The sequence below is a fragment of the Glutamicibacter sp. FR1 genome (assembly GCF_047300825.1).
GTDB classification, from domain to species: Bacteria; Actinomycetota; Actinomycetes; order Actinomycetales; family Micrococcaceae; genus Glutamicibacter; species Glutamicibacter nicotianae.
In genome coordinates, this window is sequence record NZ_CP178602.1 from 1,152,922 (window position 1) to 1,169,797 (window position 16,876).

At 65.5% G+C, this 16,876-nt stretch carries 15 protein-coding genes, 1 tRNA gene and 1 pseudogene; 11 read left to right on the top strand and 6 right to left on the bottom strand.

Annotated elements, in window-relative coordinates; all coding sequences use genetic code 11:
* Both ACLQ8T_RS05500 and ACLQ8T_RS05505 read right to left on the bottom strand, forming a co-directional pair.
* A complete protein-coding gene (locus ACLQ8T_RS05500; protein ID WP_413455940.1) occupies nucleotides 1–1,518 on the bottom strand; it encodes an MmgE/PrpD family protein in 1,518 nt (505 codons plus the stop codon).
* The gene (locus ACLQ8T_RS05505; RefSeq protein WP_413455941.1) at nucleotides 1,515–2,168 is read right to left on the bottom strand and encodes a GntR family transcriptional regulator; all 654 of its coding nucleotides are present in this window, start codon (nucleotides 2,166–2,168) and stop codon (nucleotides 1,515–1,517) included. The genes ACLQ8T_RS05500 and ACLQ8T_RS05505 overlap by 4 nt, the downstream gene beginning before the upstream one ends.
* A 187-nt stretch (nucleotides 2,169–2,355) precedes the next feature.
* On the opposite strand from ACLQ8T_RS05505, the pseudogene ACLQ8T_RS05510 reads away from it, so the two are divergent.
* Nucleotides 2,356–4,273: pseudogene (locus tag ACLQ8T_RS05510) on the top strand (AMP-binding protein).
* Nucleotides 4,274–4,285: 12 nt separating this feature from the next.
* Here the strand turns inward: ACLQ8T_RS05510 and ACLQ8T_RS05515 are convergent.
* Both ACLQ8T_RS05515 and ACLQ8T_RS05520 read right to left on the bottom strand, forming a co-directional pair.
* Nucleotides 4,286–5,035 carry a response regulator gene (locus ACLQ8T_RS05515; protein WP_413455942.1) on the bottom strand — a complete coding sequence of 250 codons (750 nt, stop codon included), beginning with the start codon at nucleotides 5,033–5,035 and terminating at the stop codon, nucleotides 4,286–4,288.
* 15 nt (nucleotides 5,036–5,050) lie between these two features.
* Nucleotides 5,051–6,748: an ATP-binding protein gene (locus ACLQ8T_RS05520; protein ID WP_413455943.1), complete on the bottom strand. Its 1,698-nt coding sequence runs from the start codon at nucleotides 6,746–6,748 to the stop codon at nucleotides 5,051–5,053.
* Between the two features lie 177 nt (nucleotides 6,749–6,925).
* On the opposite strand from ACLQ8T_RS05520, the gene ACLQ8T_RS05525 reads away from it, so the two are divergent.
* Entirely contained in the window at nucleotides 6,926–8,224 is a 1,299-nt protein-coding gene (locus ACLQ8T_RS05525; RefSeq protein ID WP_413455944.1) for a cation:dicarboxylate symporter family transporter, read from the top strand.
* A gap of 128 nt (nucleotides 8,225–8,352) precedes the next feature.
* Nucleotides 8,353–8,796: a cytidine deaminase family protein gene (locus ACLQ8T_RS05530; RefSeq protein ID WP_413455945.1), complete on the top strand. Its 444-nt coding sequence runs from the start codon at nucleotides 8,353–8,355 to the stop codon at nucleotides 8,794–8,796.
* 16 nt (nucleotides 8,797–8,812) lie between these two features.
* On the opposite strand, the gene ACLQ8T_RS05535 is transcribed toward ACLQ8T_RS05530, so the two are convergent.
* Nucleotides 8,813–9,163: a VOC family protein gene (locus tag ACLQ8T_RS05535; RefSeq protein ID WP_413455946.1), complete on the bottom strand. Its 351-nt coding sequence runs from the start codon at nucleotides 9,161–9,163 to the stop codon at nucleotides 8,813–8,815.
* Nucleotides 9,164–9,280: 117 nt separating this feature from the next.
* Nucleotides 9,281–9,517, bottom strand: coding sequence for a hypothetical protein (locus ACLQ8T_RS05540; protein ID WP_413455947.1), 237 nt, complete (start codon nucleotides 9,515–9,517; stop codon nucleotides 9,281–9,283).
* A gap of 156 nt (nucleotides 9,518–9,673) precedes the next feature.
* On the opposite strand from ACLQ8T_RS05540, the gene ACLQ8T_RS05545 reads away from it, so the two are divergent.
* From ACLQ8T_RS05545 to ACLQ8T_RS05580, 8 genes are all read left to right on the top strand, one after another.
* The gene (locus ACLQ8T_RS05545) at nucleotides 9,674–10,570 is read left to right on the top strand and encodes a ParA family protein (protein ID WP_038990337.1); all 897 of its coding nucleotides are present in this window, start codon (nucleotides 9,674–9,676) and stop codon (nucleotides 10,568–10,570) included.
* Nucleotides 10,570–11,472 (top strand): segregation and condensation protein A, encoded by a 903-nt coding sequence (locus tag ACLQ8T_RS05550; RefSeq protein ID WP_413455948.1) that lies wholly within the window; start codon nucleotides 10,570–10,572, stop codon nucleotides 11,470–11,472. The genes ACLQ8T_RS05545 and ACLQ8T_RS05550 overlap by 1 nt, the downstream gene beginning before the upstream one ends.
* On the top strand, nucleotides 11,465–12,055 hold the full coding sequence (scpB, locus tag ACLQ8T_RS05555; RefSeq protein WP_413455949.1) for an SMC-Scp complex subunit ScpB: 591 nt from the start codon (nucleotides 11,465–11,467) through the stop codon (nucleotides 12,053–12,055). Before ACLQ8T_RS05550 ends, scpB begins: the two co-directional genes overlap by 8 nt.
* Nucleotides 12,056–12,157: 102 nt before the next feature.
* Nucleotides 12,158–13,252, top strand: coding sequence for a pseudouridine synthase (locus tag ACLQ8T_RS05560; RefSeq protein WP_413455950.1), 1,095 nt, complete (start codon nucleotides 12,158–12,160; stop codon nucleotides 13,250–13,252).
* Between the two features lie 3 nt (nucleotides 13,253–13,255).
* Nucleotides 13,256–14,356 (top strand): prephenate dehydrogenase, encoded by a 1,101-nt coding sequence (locus tag ACLQ8T_RS05565; RefSeq protein WP_413455951.1) that lies wholly within the window; start codon nucleotides 13,256–13,258, stop codon nucleotides 14,354–14,356.
* Nucleotides 14,323–15,033, top strand: coding sequence for a (d)CMP kinase (cmk, locus tag ACLQ8T_RS05570; RefSeq protein WP_413456376.1), 711 nt, complete (start codon nucleotides 14,323–14,325; stop codon nucleotides 15,031–15,033). Before ACLQ8T_RS05565 ends, cmk begins: the two co-directional genes overlap by 34 nt.
* A gap of 65 nt (nucleotides 15,034–15,098) precedes the next feature.
* Nucleotides 15,099–16,631 carry a ribosome biogenesis GTPase Der gene (der, locus tag ACLQ8T_RS05575; protein WP_121866508.1) on the top strand — a complete coding sequence of 511 codons (1,533 nt, stop codon included), beginning with the start codon at nucleotides 15,099–15,101 and terminating at the stop codon, nucleotides 16,629–16,631.
* Between the two features lie 101 nt (nucleotides 16,632–16,732).
* A tRNA-Pro gene (locus ACLQ8T_RS05580) sits at nucleotides 16,733–16,809 on the top strand.
* The last annotated feature ends 67 nt before the right edge of the window (nucleotides 16,810–16,876 follow it).

Consider the following 16,876-nt stretch of genomic DNA (forward strand, 5'->3'; position numbering starts at 1 on the left):
TTAGAACAGGCCCTTCGGTGCGTCCGCGGTGTCGACGACCCCTGCTGCGGCCTGGATGTTCAGCTGATCCAGTTCGCCGGCGGCCAGGTTTTCCAGGTTCTCGGCGGCGGCGATGAAGCGGTTGATCTCCGCCTCGTCGACCAGGCCCTCGGCGAGGGTGCGGAACTTGTTGATGTACTGCTCGCGGGCGAATGGACGGGCGCCCAGCGGGTGCGCGTCGGCAACGGCGATCTGATCGGTGATCACGGTGCCGTCGTTCAGTGTGATTTCCACCGAACCGCCGAAGGCCTTCTCCGCGATGTCCAGCGAGTGGTAGCGGCGGGTCCACTCGGCGTCTTCCTCGGTGGTGACCTTGTTCCACAGCTCAACGGTATCGGCACGGCCGGCGCGCTCCGGCGAGTAGGAATCCACGTGGTGCCAAGCGCCGTCCTGCAGGGCGACGGTGAAGATGTACGGGATCGAGTGGTCCAGAGTCTCGCGCGAAGCGGTCGGATCGTACTTCTGCGGGTCGTTGGCGCCGGAGCCGATGACGTAGTGGGTGTGGTGGCTGGTCTTGATCAGCACCGAGGCCACGTTCTTCGGGTCGGTGGCTTCCGGGTGCTCGCCGTGCAGCTTGCGGGCCAGGTCGATCCAGGCCTGCGCCTGGTACTCGGCCGAGTGCTCCTTGGTGTAGGTGTCCAGGATGGCGCGCTTGGCTTCGCCGGCCTCTGGCAGCGGCACCTCGTAGGCGGCGTCCTTGCCATCGAGCATCCAGGCGATGACGCCGTCTTCGCCTTCGTAGATCGGCACTGGGGAGGTCTGGCCGCGCATGGCGCGGTCGGCGGCCTCGACTGCCATCTTGCCGGCGAAGGCCGGGGCGTGGGCCTTCCAGGTGGAGATTTCGCCCTTGCGCGACTGGCGGGTGGCGGTGGTGGTGTGCAGGCCCTGGCCCACGGCCTGGAAGATGGTCTCGACATCGAGTCCGAGCAGGGTGCCGATGCCGGCGGCGGCCGATGGGCCCAGGTGCGCTACGTGATCGATCTTGTGCTTGTGCAGGCAGATGGCCTTAACCAGGTCCACCTGGATTTCGTAGCCGGTGGCGATGCCGCGGATCAGGTCCTTGCCCGATGCGCCGGTGTGCTGGGCAACGGCCAGGATCGGCGGAATGTTATCGCCCGGGTGGGAGTACTCGGCGGCCAGGAAGGTGTCGTGGTAGTCCAGTTCGCGCACGGCCACGCCGTTGGCCCAGGCAGCCCATTCGGGGGACACCTTCTCGGAAATGCCGAACACCGAGGCGCCCTTGCCGCCGGTGGAAGGGGCATGGGTCAGCGCCTGGGCGCGGGCAGCGATAATCGGGCCGCGGTTCAGCGACGCGATGGCAACCGAAGCGTTGTCGATGATGCGGTTGATGATCATTTCGGTCACTTCGCTGGTGACCTCTACCGGATCGGCGGCAACCTTGGCGATCTTATGTGCCAGCTGGTCTTCGCGAGCCAGGTTTTCCTCGGAGCGGTATACGCGTACTGGGTGGTTGATCATGCTAACTGCCTTTCTGATCCGACCGCGTGGGTCATGATGTGGGTGAAGGATTCGTGCAGGTGGACTGTGGTGGCCGCGGCTGCGACCTCTGGGTTACCGCTGGCAATCGCTCGTGCGATGGCCGCATGCTCGGAAGCGGAAGCCTTGAGCCTTTCGGGATTGTCCTTGGCCAGGCGCCGCACCCGTTGCAGGTTCACCCGCAAGGTGCGTAGCGCGTTGGACAGGTACTTGTTGCTGGCCGCTTCGTCGATCGACTCGTCCAGCAGCTGCACCAGCTGGTAGTAGGACTCCCGGGATCCGGGAAACTCCACTTCCTTGACGGCTGCTTCGAAGCGGCTGGCCAGCTCGTTGAAGGCCGCTCGCTCCGTCGACTTGGCAGCTTCGCGTGCGCTGGCGCATTCCAGCGCCACGCGCAGAACGAACAGGTCCTCTACGTGGTCTTCGCTGACCTCGGACACGACAGCGCCGCGTCCGCGTTGCTGCACCGCCAAGCCGTCGGCGACCAATCGGCCCAGGGCCTCGCGCACTGGAGTGCGGGACACGCCCAGGCGTTCGGACTGCTCTACTTCGGCAAGAACGGTGCCGGGAGCCAGCCGCCATTCGACGATGTCGGCGCGGAGGCTGTCGTAGACCTTATCGCTTGCTCTCATGGCTCCAGTGTATACATAGAAGCGAGAAATTTGTGAGCAGGATCCGATTTATTTGGAAGTTTTTCAAAATCTGTATACAACGTAGTTGCGATCATGTGATCGTACTCATACAGTTAATGCCAAGAGGACGACCTCAATCACCACGCAGGTGCCGGGTAATGACGCCCGGGGCCAGGAGGAGAGAACCATGGTGCAGGAATACCGCCAGGCCTTTGAGCAAGCCACCACTGACCCAGCAGCATTCTGGCTGCAAGCCGCCGAGGATATCCGCTGGGAAACGGCACCGCAGATTGCGTTGGACGATTCGCGCAAACCGCTGTACGGCTGGTTCCCGGATGGCACGCTGAACCTTTCGGCCAACGCACTGGACCGCCACGTCGACGCCGGCCGCGGGGAGAGCACCGCGCTGATCTACGATTCGGCCATGCTGGGCACCGTCACCAAATACACCTACTCCGAGCTGCTGCGCGAAGTGGAAGTCTTCGCCGGCGTGCTGGCCGAACGCGGCGTGAAGACCGGGGACCGCGTGCTGATCTACCTGCCGATGATCCCGCAGGCGGCCATCGCGATGCTCGCCTGCGCCCGACTGGGCGCCATCCATTCTGTAGTCTTCGGCGGCTTCGCGCCCAAGGAACTGGCGGCACGCATCACCGACTGCGCCCCGGTGGCGATCGTCACCGCCTCGGGCGGCATCGAGCCGAGCCGCCGCATCGAATACCTGCCGGCGGTGGCCGAGGCGCTGAGCCTGGCGGAGCCTGCGGTCAAGGACGTGATCGTCGCCCGCCGCGAAGGCTTCGAGCACTCGCTGTACGAATACCAGGGCAAGCCGGTCAACGGGCAGCAGATCAATTGGCTGGACTGGGATGAGCAGGCGAAGACCGCGTCGCCGGCCGGGCCGGTGTCCGTGCCATCCACCCACCCGCTCTACGTGCTGTACACGTCGGGCACCACCGGGGCACCCAAGGGCGTGGTGCGTGATACTGGCGGCTACGCCACCGCGCTGCAGTTCTCCATGAACGCGATCTACGACGTGCATCCGGACGACACCATGTTCACCGCCTCCGATGTGGGCTGGGTGGTCGGCCACTCCTACATCGTCTACGCGCCGCTGATCGCCGGCGCCACCACGGTGCTCTACGAGGGCAAGCCCATCGGCACCCCGGACGCCGGGGTCTTCGGCCGCATCATCGCGGACCACAAGGTCACCACGATGTTCACCGCGCCGACGGCGTTGCGCGCGGTGCGCAAGGACGATCCGGAAGGTGCGCTGATCGCCAGCCACGATCTGTCCAGCCTGCGCGCGCTGTTCGTCGCCGGCGAGCGGCTGGACCCTGACACCTACCACTTCGCCTCGAAGCTGCTGGGCATTCCGGTGGTGGACAACTGGTGGCAGACCGAAACCGGCTGGCCGATCGCCTCGAACCCGCTGGGCCTGGAGGAGCTGCCGGCCAAGGCCGGTTCGCCTACCGCCCCCTGTGCCTGGCTTCGACGTGCAGATCCGCGACGCGCTGGGCGAGCGGCTCGGTGCGAACCAGGAAGGCAATATCGTCGTCCGGCTGCCCTTGCCGCCCGGCGCGCTGACCACCCTGTGGGGCAACGACCAGCGCTTCATCGACACCTACTTGTCGCAGATCGACGGGTTCTACCTGACCGGCGATTCCGGTTACCTGGACGACGACGGCTACCTGTTCGTCATGGGGCGCACCGATGACGTGATCAACGTGTCAGGGCACAGGTTGTCCACCGGCGCCATGGAACAGGTGCTGGCCAGCCATCCGGCCGTGGCAGAATGCGCCGTGATCGGACTGGCCGATGCGCTCAAGGGCCAGCGGGCCAGCGGCTACGTGGTGCTCAAGTCCGGGGTGGACGTCGAGGAGGAAACGTTGAAGAAGGAAATCGTCGCGCTGGTGCGCCAGCACATCGGTGCGGTCGCCGACTTCCGCGAGGTCACCGTCGTCGCCGCGCTGCCCAAGACCCGTTCGGGCAAGATCCTGCGCAAGACCATGCGGCAGATTGCCGACGGCAAGGAGTACTCGGTCCCGTCGACCATCGAGGACACGAGCGTGCTCGACGAGCTGGTGCCGCTGCTGCGTCCAGAGGCCTAGATCTCGGCAGTGCTAGCCATGGGAGGCCGCCCGGTATTCATATTCCGGGCGGCCTCTCGTGCCGTGCCGGGGCTGCTTGACCACGGCCTTGGCCTCGGTCAGATGCTCCAGATAGCGCCGTGCGGTGACGCGGGAGATGCCCAGCTCTTCGCCGAGCTCGGTGGCGGACAAGCAGGTATCGGGCTTGCTGCGCAGCAGGCCGGTGATCTGCGCCAGCGTTTCAGGGATCAGGCCCTTGGGCAGCGACGCCGAGGCGGTGGTGGTGCGCAACGCGGAGAACGCATTATCCAGCGCGGCCTGGCTGGTATCCGGGCCGCTGGAGCTGATCTCGGAAATGAAACGCCGGTGGTTCTCCAATTTCTCGGTGAACGCCGCGAAGGTGAAGGGCTTGATCAGGTACTGGGTGATGCCTGTGGCGACCGCCGAACGCACCACCGCCAGGTCGCGCACGGCGGTGATCGCGATGATGTCGGTGGTCAGCCCGTGGCCGCGCATGCGCTTGGCGACGTCGATGCCGTGCAGGTCGGGCAAGGTCATATCCAGCAGGACCAGGTCGAAGGGTTCGTGCGCTGCGCGCGCCTCGGACAGCAGCGCGAGCGCCTGCTGGCCATTGGCTGCAATGGCTCCGGTGGCGAATCCGGGCACGCGGTTGACGTACTTCGCGTGGGAAGCTGCGGTTTCCGGTTCGTCGTCGACAACGAGGACCTTGAAGGTGTGCGCGGGCAAGCCCGGCGCGGGCGTGGCTGCAGCGGAGTCGTGCACTCGAAACCTCCCGGTCTAGTCGCTGTTTTTCAGGGGCAGGGTGACGGTGAAGATTGCTCCGGCGTCGTTGTCAACATTCATTGTGCCACCTAGCCGGAGCACCGCCTGCTGCACCAGCGCCAGGCCGAGGCCGCGCGGTTGGCCGCCGGCCTTCGTGCTGACCCCGAAGCGCAGCAGCTGATCGAGGAATTCCGGCTCGATGCCCGGACCCGAATCGGCCACCGAGATGATCAGCTCGTCATCGGCCGCTGCGACTTCCACCCACACCGTCGCGTCCTCGGTGCCGGCCGAGGCGTCCAGCGCGTTATCCAGCAGGTTGCCGACGATCGTGACGATATCGGTGGCGGCGAACGCGTCGCTCGGGATCTGTCCCTGCGTGTTGATATCGAGCTGCACGCCGCGCTCGTTCGCCTGGGCGGCCTTGGCCACCAGCAGGCTGGAGAGGTAGACGTCGTCGATGGAATGCACAATCGCATCGGTGAGCTTCTGCGAGTGCTGGCGGTCATCGACTGCGAAAGCCAGCGCCTTGCCGCTCTGCCCGTTTTCGATCAGCGTGGCAATGGTGTGCAGGCGGTTGGCATGCTCATGGGTCTGCGCTCGCAGGGCGGTGGAGAAGGTCTTCAGCGACTGCACCTCGCCGGCCAGCTCCTGCACTTCGGTCAGATCGCGCAGCGTCATGACCTGTCCGGTCAGCGGCTGGGAACGGAACCAGCGCACCGGCAGCCCGCCGCGCCGGGGCAGGCGCGCGTTGGTCAGGCGGGCCGGCCCCTGGGAGATGGACAGCACCGTGCGGGCGCCCAAATGGATCTCGTCCTTGCAGCTGCGCCCGGTCGCCATCAGGGTGCGCAGGGTTTCGGGGATCTGCACCTGGTCGAGATCCAACCCGCCGGGAGGGACCTCCTCGGGGAAGCCGAGCAACCGGGAGGCTTCCTGGTTATAGAGCACGATGCGGTGCCGCCGATCCAGCAGCACCAGGCCTTCGCGCACCGAATGCAGCGCGGAGAAATAGAAGGCGTAGAGCCGGCGCAACCCGTGCGGGCCGAAGCCCAGCGTGGCCTGGTTGACGTAGCGGGAAAAGGACCATGAGCTGAAGCCGGCCAGCAGCAAGGCCAGCGCCGACACGGCCAGGATCTGCGGCAGCTCGCTGCGGTAGATCGACTGCAGGCTTTCCAGCGTGATGCCAGTGGCGACCATGCCCACCAGCTTGCCATCGTGGTACACCGGGGCGATGGTGCGCACCGAAAGCCCCAGGGTGCCCAAGGCGACCTCGTTGTAGGTTTGGCCGGCCTGCGCCTGGCGGATGCTCCCCGAATAAGGCTTGCCCAGCTGCGCGGGATTGGGGTGGGTGACGCGCAGGGCTTCGGCGGTCATGATCGTGATGAAATCCACGCCCTGCCCGCGGTCCAGGATCTTGTTGGTGTAGGGCTGCAGCAGCTCGGTGGGGTTCTCGCCGGCCAGCGCTTCGGCCACGAAGGGGTCGTTGGCCAGGGTGATGGAGATCGCGGCCACCGTGGCCTGCTTGTCGTCCTGGATCACCTGCGCCTGGTGCTGGTAGGTGGCGACGGCCAGGCCCACGACAACGAGGATGACCACCAGCATCTGCGCCGCGAAGATGACGACCGCCAGGGACCAGCCGTCGCGGCTCAGCGGGGCGGGGGAAGCGGTGTTGCCAGCGCGCCGGGCCAGCGACAGGTCGGTGAAATGATCGGTCACTGCGCGCATCTCCTCGTGCTGGTTGCTCCTGGCAGGCCCACCGCGTGACCAATATGAACGCAATGGAGATGCGGATCACTTTGCGCCGCACCATGGATACAGAACGATTCTACGTAATGCCGGCCGCGCAAGGGTGCGCCGTCCGGTTCCACACGCACACGAGGGTAGGACCACGCAATGGCTGTCACAGACCAGATGACGCCGGCAGGCAATTCGCCGCAGGCCGGAACGAAGAAGAAGGACAAGACCCACTGGCTGTACATCATGGTGATTGCCGCCGTGGTGCTCGGCGCAGCGGTCGGCCTGATGGCCCCGGATCTCGGCAAGGCGCTCAAGCCGCTGGGCACCGGATTCGTCGCGCTGATCAAGATGCTGATCGCACCGGTCATCTTCTGCACCATCGTGCTTGGGGTCGGCTCCATCGCCAAGGCGGCGACCGTCGGCAAGGTCGGCGGCCTGGCGCTGCTGTACTTCATCACCATGTCCACCTTCGCGCTGGCCATCGGCCTGGTCGTGGGCAACATCATCCACCCGGGTTCGGGCCTGCAGCTCGAACCGTATGAGTCGGGCGCCAAGGGCGGAGAGAACTCCACCGTGGCCTTCCTGCTGGACATGATTCCGGGCGACATCCCCGTGCTGCCTACCCTGGTGCTGGCATTGCTGGTCGGCTTCGCGCTGCAGTCCATGGGCAAGAGTGGCGAACCGGTGCTCAACGGCATCAAGCACATCCAGGCCGTGGTCTTCCGCTTGATGATGATGATCATGTGGGCCGCCCCGATCGGCGCGTTCGGTGCCATCGCCGCAGTGGTCGGTGCTACCGGCTGGGCCGCCATCGGCTCGATGGCGATCCTCATGGGTGCCTTCTACGTCACCTGCGCGCTGTTCATCGTCGTCGTCCTGGGCAGCCTGCTGCGCCTGGTCACCGGCCTGAATATCTTCCTGCTGTTGAAGTACCTGGCTCGCGAGTACCTGCTGATCTTCTCCACCTCTTCCTCCGAGTCGGCGCTGCCGCGCCTGATCGCCAAGATGGAGCACGCTGGCGTGTCCAAGCCGGTTGTCGGCATCACCGTGCCGACCGGCTACTCCTTCAACCTCGATGGCACCGCCATCTACCTGACCATGGCTGCCCTGTTCGTCTCCACCGCGATGGGCATGCCGATGAGCCTGGGCGAGCAGATCGGCCTGCTGCTCTTCATGATCATCGCTTCCAAGGGCGCCGCCGGCGTGACCGGTGCCGGCCTGGCAACCCTGGCTGCAGGCCTGCAGTCGCACCGTCCGGAGCTGCTGGACGGCATGGGCGTGATCGTGGGCATCGACAAGTTCATGTCCGAGGCCCGCGCGCTGACCAACTTCACCGGCAACGCCGTGGCAACGCTGCTGATCGGCAAGTGGACCAAGGAAATCGACATGGACCAGGCCCAGGCAGTGCTGGCCGGCAACCGTCCATTCGACGAAAACAGCGTCGAAGGGCACTAGTCCGCCAGGCCCTTAGCCAGGAATCCGTTATCCGACACGTTCGGGTAGCGGATTTCTGGGTTTAAGGTCTATTGGCACGACAGGCCAAAGCGTCGTGGCTGCGAGAGGCCTGTGGCTAGGCTGGAGCCATGAACGCAACACCGTACGCGCTGCACTGCCGTGAACTGGCAGAAGCCGAAGTAGAGCTGATTGAGCTGGCCCGGCGGACCATCGAGGCGGTGACCGACGCGCCCGATGGCGGCGACGGGATGCACACCATGGGGGCCGCTGTGCTTGCTGCCGATGGCACGATGCATGCAGGAGTGAATTTCTACCATTTCACTGGAGGCCCGTGCGCAGAGCTGGTGGCCCTGGGAGCCGCTCGCGCCTCCGGGGCGGTGGATCCGCAGGTGGTGGTCGCGGTGGGCAATCAGGGGCGCGGAATCAAGAACCCGTGCGGTCGCTGCCGGCAGGTGATGGCCGACAGCTATCCGCGGCTGCGGGTTATTGTCCAGACACCGGGCGGGGCGCGCAGCATCGCCATCGGTGAACTGCTGCCATGGTCCTTCGATTGGGTGGCAGAGCAGGCCTGAGCATCTGGGGCCAGGCTCAGCGCGAAAGTCCCACCAGCGGAGAAGCGAGCACCACCCGGTTGCCGTTGGGGTCCTGAAGCTGCAGGATCCGTGCCCCGCCGCCGGGCTGCGGGCCATGGTGCTCGATGCCTGATTCGAGCAGGCGTTCGGCCTGGGCATCCAAGTCGGCGACTTCCAGGACTACTGTGCTGTGCCCTGCGCGTTCGGGGTCCGCGAAGACCTGGACGCCGATGCCCGGGGCCAGATGCCATTCGATCAGCCTGTCCATGGGCCGCGCATCCGGCGCCCGGCCAAAGAGCCGGGCATACCAGTTCTCCGCCCGAGACACATCGGACACCGTGCAATTGCCGAGCATTCTCGTGAACATCGCCCTCGCCCCTTTGGCCACCAGTTACCAACGCGTGTTCAACCATTCGACCACCGCACGGCGGCAGGTGCAAGAGCTCGGCCGGAGCGCCAGCGGATTACCGGGCTGGGCGCCGGATCAGCGGCCGCCCGAAGCGAGCAGCCGCTGCAGGCGCGGGCCGAAATGGACCTCGTGCTCCAGCTTCACCAGCTCCTCGGCGGGCACCTGGATCCGCTGGGCGGCCAGCAGGGAGGCGATGTAGTTCCAGTAATCGTGCAGCGCCTCGGCCTGGGTGCTGCCCGGCTCGGCTTCGGCCAGGCTGAGGAACTTGGCAATCGCCTTCATCGCTGCCTTTCGGTTAAGGCCAGTTGGCATTCAGCTCGCATACAACATTAGAGCTAAGGTTCAAGGTAAAGGCTCGCCGTGAAGGAGCCCAAAAAACAAAGATCTTTTGCTTCGGCCGATAACCTTGGAATGAGCTTAAAGCTCGAGGAATCAGGTTTATCGAACGGGAAGTGTGGTTTACCCATCGTGAGCGAGGAACAGGGAAATAAGCACCGCGGAGCGGGGATGCTCAAGGAGCCTCGTCCGGTGGGTCCAACTGGCAAGCCATTGACAGATTTCCCCGTGCCAGCACCGCTGCCTTCGCACGGCCCGGCACGCGTGATCGCCATGGTGAACCAGAAGGGCGGCGTCGGCAAGACCACCTCCACCATCAACCTCGCCGCCGCGCTCGCCGAGTACGGCCGCAAGGTGCTGCTGGTGGACTTCGACCCGCAGGGCGCGCTGTCCGCGGGTTTCGGAACCAACCCGCACGAAATGGACATCACCGTCTACAACGTGCTGATGGACCGCAAGGTCAAGATCACCGACGCGATCGTGAAGACCGACGTCGAGAACATCGATCTGCTGCCGGCCAACATCGATCTGTCCGCCGCCGAGGTGCAGCTGGTCAACGAGGTCGCCCGCGAGCAGGTGCTCGAACGCGCGCTGCGCCACGTCATCGACGACTACGATGTGGTGCTCATCGACTGCCAGCCTTCCTTGGGCCTGCTGACCATCAACGCGCTGACCGCCGCCCACGGCGTGATCATCCCGCTGACCGCAGAGTTCTTCGCGCTGCGTGCGGTGGCCCTGCTGATGGAAACCATCGACAAGGTCAAGGACCGGCTGAACCAGGTGCTGGAGCTGGACGGCGTGGTGGCCACCATGTACGACGCGCGCACCCTGCACAGCCGCGAGGTCATCACCCGGCTGGATGAGGCCTTCGGCGACAAGCTCTTCGAAACCGTGATCAAGCGCACCATCAAGTTCGCCGATGCGAACGTGGCCGCCGAACCGATAACTTCCTACGCGGCCAACCACCCGGGTGCCGAGGCATACCGCAACCTCGCCCGCGAACTGATTTGGCGTGGTGGTGCCCCGTAATGAGCGCCACGCTCAGCGAGGAAACCGCCACCGAATCCACGACGCCAGCTGAAGCTGGGCAGGAATCGGCTGGCGGTTTTCGCCTTGCCCTGCAGAACTTCAACGGGCCCTTCGATGTGCTGCTGCACCTGATTACCAAGCGCGAGCTGGATATCACCGAGGTCGCACTGGCCGAGGTCACTGACGAATTCATCGCCTACCTGCGCGAACTGCAGGCTGCCAGCGCAGAAAGCGGCAGCGACGGGATGAAGGTGCTCGACGAGACCACCGAATTCCTCGTGGTCGCCTCCACGCTGCTGGATCTGAAGGCTGCCCGGCTGCTGCCGCGTGGCGAAATGGCCGACGAGGAGGACTTCGAGCTGCTCGAAGCCCGCGACCTGCTGTTCGCCCGCCTGCTGCAGTACAAGGCTTTCAAGCAGGCCGCCGAATTCCTGGGCGAACGCTACACCGCCGAGGGCGCCCGGCATCCCCGCGAGGTCTCGCTGGAGCCGCAGTTCGCCGCCCTGCTGCCGGAACTGGTGTTCACCATCGGGCCCGACGCGCTGGCCGCGATGGCTGCCAAGGCGCTGGCGCCGAAACCCGAACCTGCCACCGAGGTCGGGATCGGGCACTTGCACGGGGCGAATGTCACGATCGCCGAGGAAGCCGAGGCGATCACCGCCCTGCTCGAAGCCCGCGGCACGCTGGCCTTCACCGAGCTGGTCGCGGACGCGCCGGCGCAGCTGGTGGTAGTCGTGCGTTTTCTGGCATTGTTGGAGATGTTCAGACAGAAAGCCATCAGCTTTGCGCAACAAGATCCGCTCGGGCCGCTGCTGATCTCGCTGATCCAGGAATCGAGCTTCGATGCGCAGGCGGTGCAAGACGACTACGAGGGGAGTGGTGGTGAGGTGAATCATGAGTGAGATTGCACCCATTGACCGGCTGCCGGGGGGCCTGGAATCGGGTCTTGAAGCGGTGCTGATGGTCGCCGATATCCCCGTATCCTCGGCACGTTTGGCCGAAATCTTCGAGGTGCCCACGGCCAGGGTTGCCGCCGCTTTGGAGAATCTTGCTTCCGAGTATGATGGTAAGGATCGCCCGCGCGGATTTGAACTGCGTCGCGTCGCCTCCGGGTGGCGCTTCTATTCGCGGGCCGATTACGCCGATTTCGTCTCCAGTTATGTGCTCGACGGGCAGACAGCACGCCTGTCGCAGGCCGCCCTAGAAACCCTGGCTGTCATCGCTTACCGACAGCCGGTCTCGCGTGGACGTATTTCGGCGATTCGAGGTGTCAACGTCGATTCAGTGGTGCGCACGCTGCTCACCCGCGGATTGATCACGGAGTATCCGGAAGTTGGGGATGGCGGAGCGACGCTGTACCAAACCACCGAATACTTCCTGGAACGACTGGGACTGGGCTCGCTTGATGAGTTGCCTGCGCTGTCCCCACATCTTCCCGGGGTGGCCGACCTCGAATCGCTCGATTCGGCAACCTACGACGACTAGGTAGCTGCCAGCCGGCAGCTACACCGGACCAACCACGCGTGAAGCCGATGCCACTGGCGGGCTCGCGCAGCGAACACGTAACAGCAAGGGACACAGGCAAGCATGAGCAGGGGATCCTCCTCCGGCCGCAATGAACGCGGCGGCAATTCAAACTTCGGCGGCAAGCCAGCAGGCGGCCGCAACAGCAACGGCGGCAAGTCCTACGGCAAGCCAGGTGGCGCTGGCCGCACCGGCGGCAAGTCCTTCGGCGAGAAGCCGTACGGCAAGTCGTCCTCCGGCAAGCCGGGCGAGAAGTCGAACCCGGCCAAGCGCAACACTTCGGCAGCGCGCAAGAACTCCGAGCGGGCTTTCGGCAAGGAACGCTTCGGCAACTCCGTGCCGAACAACTACGCACGCCCGACCCAGCGCGCCCGCGCCCAGGCCCGTGCCGAGAACCAAGCGGCCCGCGAGATCAACGGGGAGCAGCAGGATGGCATCCGCCTGCAGAAGGCCATGGCCAACGCCGGGGTGGCGTCGCGCCGTGTCTGCGAGGAGATGATCCTCGAAGGCCGCGTCGAGGTCAACGGCAACCTCGTCGTCGAGCTGGGCACCCGCGTGGACCCGGACAAGGACCGCATCCACGTCGACGGCATGCGCATCCAGACGAACCAGGCCAACCGCTACTTCGTCTTCAACAAGCCGAAGCACGTGATGTGCACGATGGACGACCCGGAAGGCCGGCGCACCATCGCCGACTACTTCAAGAACGAGCACAAGTCGCTGCGCCTGTTCCACGTCGGACGCCTGGACTACAAGACCGAAGGCGTGCTGATCCTGACCAACGACGGCGAGCTGGCCAACCGCCTGCAGCACCCGAAGTACGAGGTCCCGAAGACCTACCTAGTGCAGATCCCCGGCCCGCTGCCGCGCGCGGTGAGCAACCAGCTGCGCGAGGGCATCAAGCTCGAAGACGGCTGGATCAAGGTCGATGACCTGAAGATCATCGCCACCACCCCGAAGCACGTGATGGTCGAGGTGACTCTGCACTCGGGCCGCAACCGCATCGTGCGCCGCATGTTCGACGCCGTCGGCCACCCGGTCCAGCGCCTGGTGCGCGTCGCAGTGGGCCCGGTGCAGCTGGGCGACCAGAAGCAGGGCACCATCCGCTCCCTGGGCAACCAGGAAGTCGGGCACCTCATGGCCATGGTGGGGATGTAGCTGATGGCCGCCTCGCACCTCGCAGGCCCGGTGCTGGTCATCGGCACCGGCTTGCTGGGCACCTCGGTGGGACTGGGACTGCGCGCCAAGGGCGTGCACGTCTACCTGTCGGATATTTCGCCGACCGCGGCCGGGGTTGCCCAGGACATCGGCGCCGGCGTGCTGCTGGATAACCAGCAGATCGCCCCCGAGCTGGTAGTGATCGGCGCTCCGCCGGATGTCACCGCCGCGCTGGTCGGCGACGCGCTGCTGGCCTACCCGAACGCCACGGTGGTGGATATCGCCAGCGTCAAGGGCTCGATCCTGGCCGGCGTGCTGGCCGATTCCCGGCTGGGAGAGGCAGAGAGATCCCGCTACGTGGGGACGCACCCAATGGCCGGCCGCGAGAAATCCGGCCCGGCCGCCGCCCGCGGCGAGCTGTTCACCTCCATGCCGTGGGTCATCTGCGCCCACGACGGGGCGCAGGCCTCGCGCGTGAAGGCCGCCGAATCCCTGGCCATCGACCTGGGCGCGACCATGCACCGGATGAGCGTCACCGAGCATGACGAATCCGTCGCGCTGATCAGCCACTTCCCGCAGGCGGCCAGCTCGATGATCGCCTCGCGCCTGCTGAACGCCGAAAGCCACCAGCTGGCCCTGGCCGGCAACGGGCTGCGCGACACCACGCGCATCGCGGCCAGCGACGAGAAGCTCTGGATCCAGATCTTCTCGCACAATGCCGACGCGCTGGTGCCGATCCTGACCGGGATGAAGGAAGACCTGGACCGGCTGATCAACACGCTGCGCAACCCTCAAGGGGCCGGCGCGCTGCTGGACCTCTCGCAGCTGATGACCGAAGGCAACGCCGGGCGTGCCCGGATCCCGGGCAAGCACGGCGCACCTCCGCAGGCCTTCGCCCTGGTGACCGTCGTGATCGACGACCGCCCGGGGCAGATCGCGCAGCTGCTGACCGAAATCGGCGATGCGCAGATCAATATCGAGGATTTGCGCATGGAGCACTCCGCCGGCCACCAGGTCGGCATGGTGGATGTTTCGGTCGTGCCCGGCCGGCGCGATGAATTGATCGACGTATTGACCAAGAACGGATGGAAAGTAGCCCAGTGAGCACCTTGAACAACGACAAGCTTGTTATTGCCATCGATGGCCCCAGCGGCTCCGGCAAGTCCTCGGTCTCCAAGGCCGTCGCCCGCAAGCTGGGCGCAGCTTACCTGGACACCGGTGCCATGTACCGCGCGATCACCTACTCGGTGCTCGCCGACGGCACCGACCTGGCCAACGCAGACGCCGTGGCCCAGGCTGTGCGCGATGCGAAGCTGTCCATCTCGGTTGATCCGGATGCCGAACTGGTCGAAATTGGCGGGGTGGATGTGACCGCGGCGATCCGCGAACCGCGCATCTCCGAGCAGGTCTCCACCGTGGCCACCAACCTGGACGCGCGAGCCGAACTGGTCCGCCGCCAGCAGGAGATCATCGCCGCCAACGCCCGCATCGTGGCCGAAGGCCGCGACATCACCACCGTGGTCGCCCCGGATGCCGATGCGCGCATCCTGCTGACTGCTTCGGAGGAAGCCCGCCTGCGCCGCCGCGGCCTGCAGTTGGGCGGAACCCAGAGCAACGCGCAGCTGGCCACCCAGGTGCTGGCGCGCGATGCGAAGGACTCCACCGTGGTGAACTTCACCCAGGCCGCCGACGGGGTCATGACCGTTGACTCCTCGGAGCTGGATTTCGAGCAGACCATCGACGCGGTGCTTGACGCCATCAGCACCGCAACGAAAAACTAGCCTCAAGCTGGTGCCCATCCTCGGCGAGAGCCGATGAAGATTACGATCGCTGTGAAGGGAAAACCATGAGCGAGAACAACTCCACCCACGACGAGGAATACATCCCCGTTGGAGACGACGATATCGCCGAGCGCCTGGCCGAACTGAGCGAGGAAGAGGCCGACGTCCGCGCCAAGGCCCTGCTCAGCGGACTGGAAGACTACGAACTGGACGACGAGGACTCGGCCCTGCTGGCAGGCCTGGACCACTTCGACGACGACGATGAAGACGTCGTCATTCCACCGGTCCTGGCTGTCATCGGACGCCCCAACGTGGGCAAGTCCACCCTGGTCAACCGCATCCTCGGCCGCCGCGAAGCGGTCGTGGAGGACACCCCGGGCGTCACCCGCGACCGGGTGTCCTACTCCGCCGAGTGGATGGGCCGCCCGTTCACCATCGTGGACACCGGCGGCTGGGAGCACGATGCCAAGGGCATCCACGCCTCGGTGGCCGACCAGGCGGAAATCGCCGCCGACGTCGCCGACGCCATCCTCTTCGTGGTCGACTCCCATGTGGGGGCCACCGCCACCGACGAGGCGGTGGTGAAGATGCTGCGCAAGAAGGGCAAGCCGGTCTTCCTGGTGGCCAACAAGGTCGACGACTTCAACCAGGAAGCCGAAGCCGCCGTGCTCTGGGGCCTGGGCTTCGGCCAGCCCTGGCCGGTCTCGGCCCTGCACGGCCGCGGCACCGCCGACCTGCTGGACGCGGTCATGGAGAAGCTGCCGGAGCATTCGGCGTTCGGCGGCATGATCCCCTCGGGCGGTCCGCGCCGCATCGCGCTGATCGGCCGCCCGAATGTGGGCAAGTCCTCGCTGCTGAACAAGGTGGCCGGTTCCGAGCGCGTGGTGGTCGACGACTACGCCGGCACCACCCGCGATCCCGTGGACGAACTGGTTGAGCTGGGAGGCGAAGTCTGGCGCTTTGTGGATACCGCAGGCATCCGCCGCCGCCAGCACATGGCCGTCGGCTCCGACTACTACGCATCGCTGCGCACCCAGACCGCGCTGGAAAAGGCGGAGGTCGCAGTGATACTGCTGGCCGCCAACGAGACCATTTCCGAGCAGGACGTGCGTATCATCCAGCTGGCCATCGAGGCCGGCCGCGCGATGGTCATCGTCTACAACAAGTGGGACGAGGTGGACGAGGACCGCCGCTACTACCTTGAGCAGGAGATCGAGCGCGACCTCGCGCACATCGAATGGGCCCCGCGCGTGAACATCTCGGCGAAGACCGGCTGGCACAAGGACAAGCTCGTTCCCGCGCTGAATACCGCGCTGGAATCCTGGGACAAGCGCATCCCGACCGGCAAGCTGAATGCCTTCCTGGGCGAGCTTGTCGCGGCCCACCCGCACCCGGTGCGCGGCGGCAAGCAGCCACGCATCCTGTTCGGCACCCAGGCCTCGGCCCGCCCGCCGCGCTTCGTGCTATTCACCACCGGCTTCCTGGATCCAGGCTACCGCCGTTTCATCACCCGCCGGTTGCGTGAGACCTTCGGTTTCGAGGGCAGCCCGATCGAAGTTTCGATGCGAATCCGCGAGCGCCGCGGACGCAATCGCTAAATTTCGAAAATAGCCCTTCACTTGGTGTAGGCTAGTAGAGGAGCTTTTCGCAGACGGCACCCTTGGTTCTCACGACTTGGGGATAACGGCTGCGAGGGCATCGGGCTATGGCGCAGCTTGGTAGCGCGCCTCACTGGGGGTGAGGAGGCCGTGGGTTCAAATCCCGCTAGCCCGACCACTACATGCCCGGTAACTCAACGAAGTTACCGGGCATGTGTCCAAATCGCTCGAAACTGTGTCCAAAC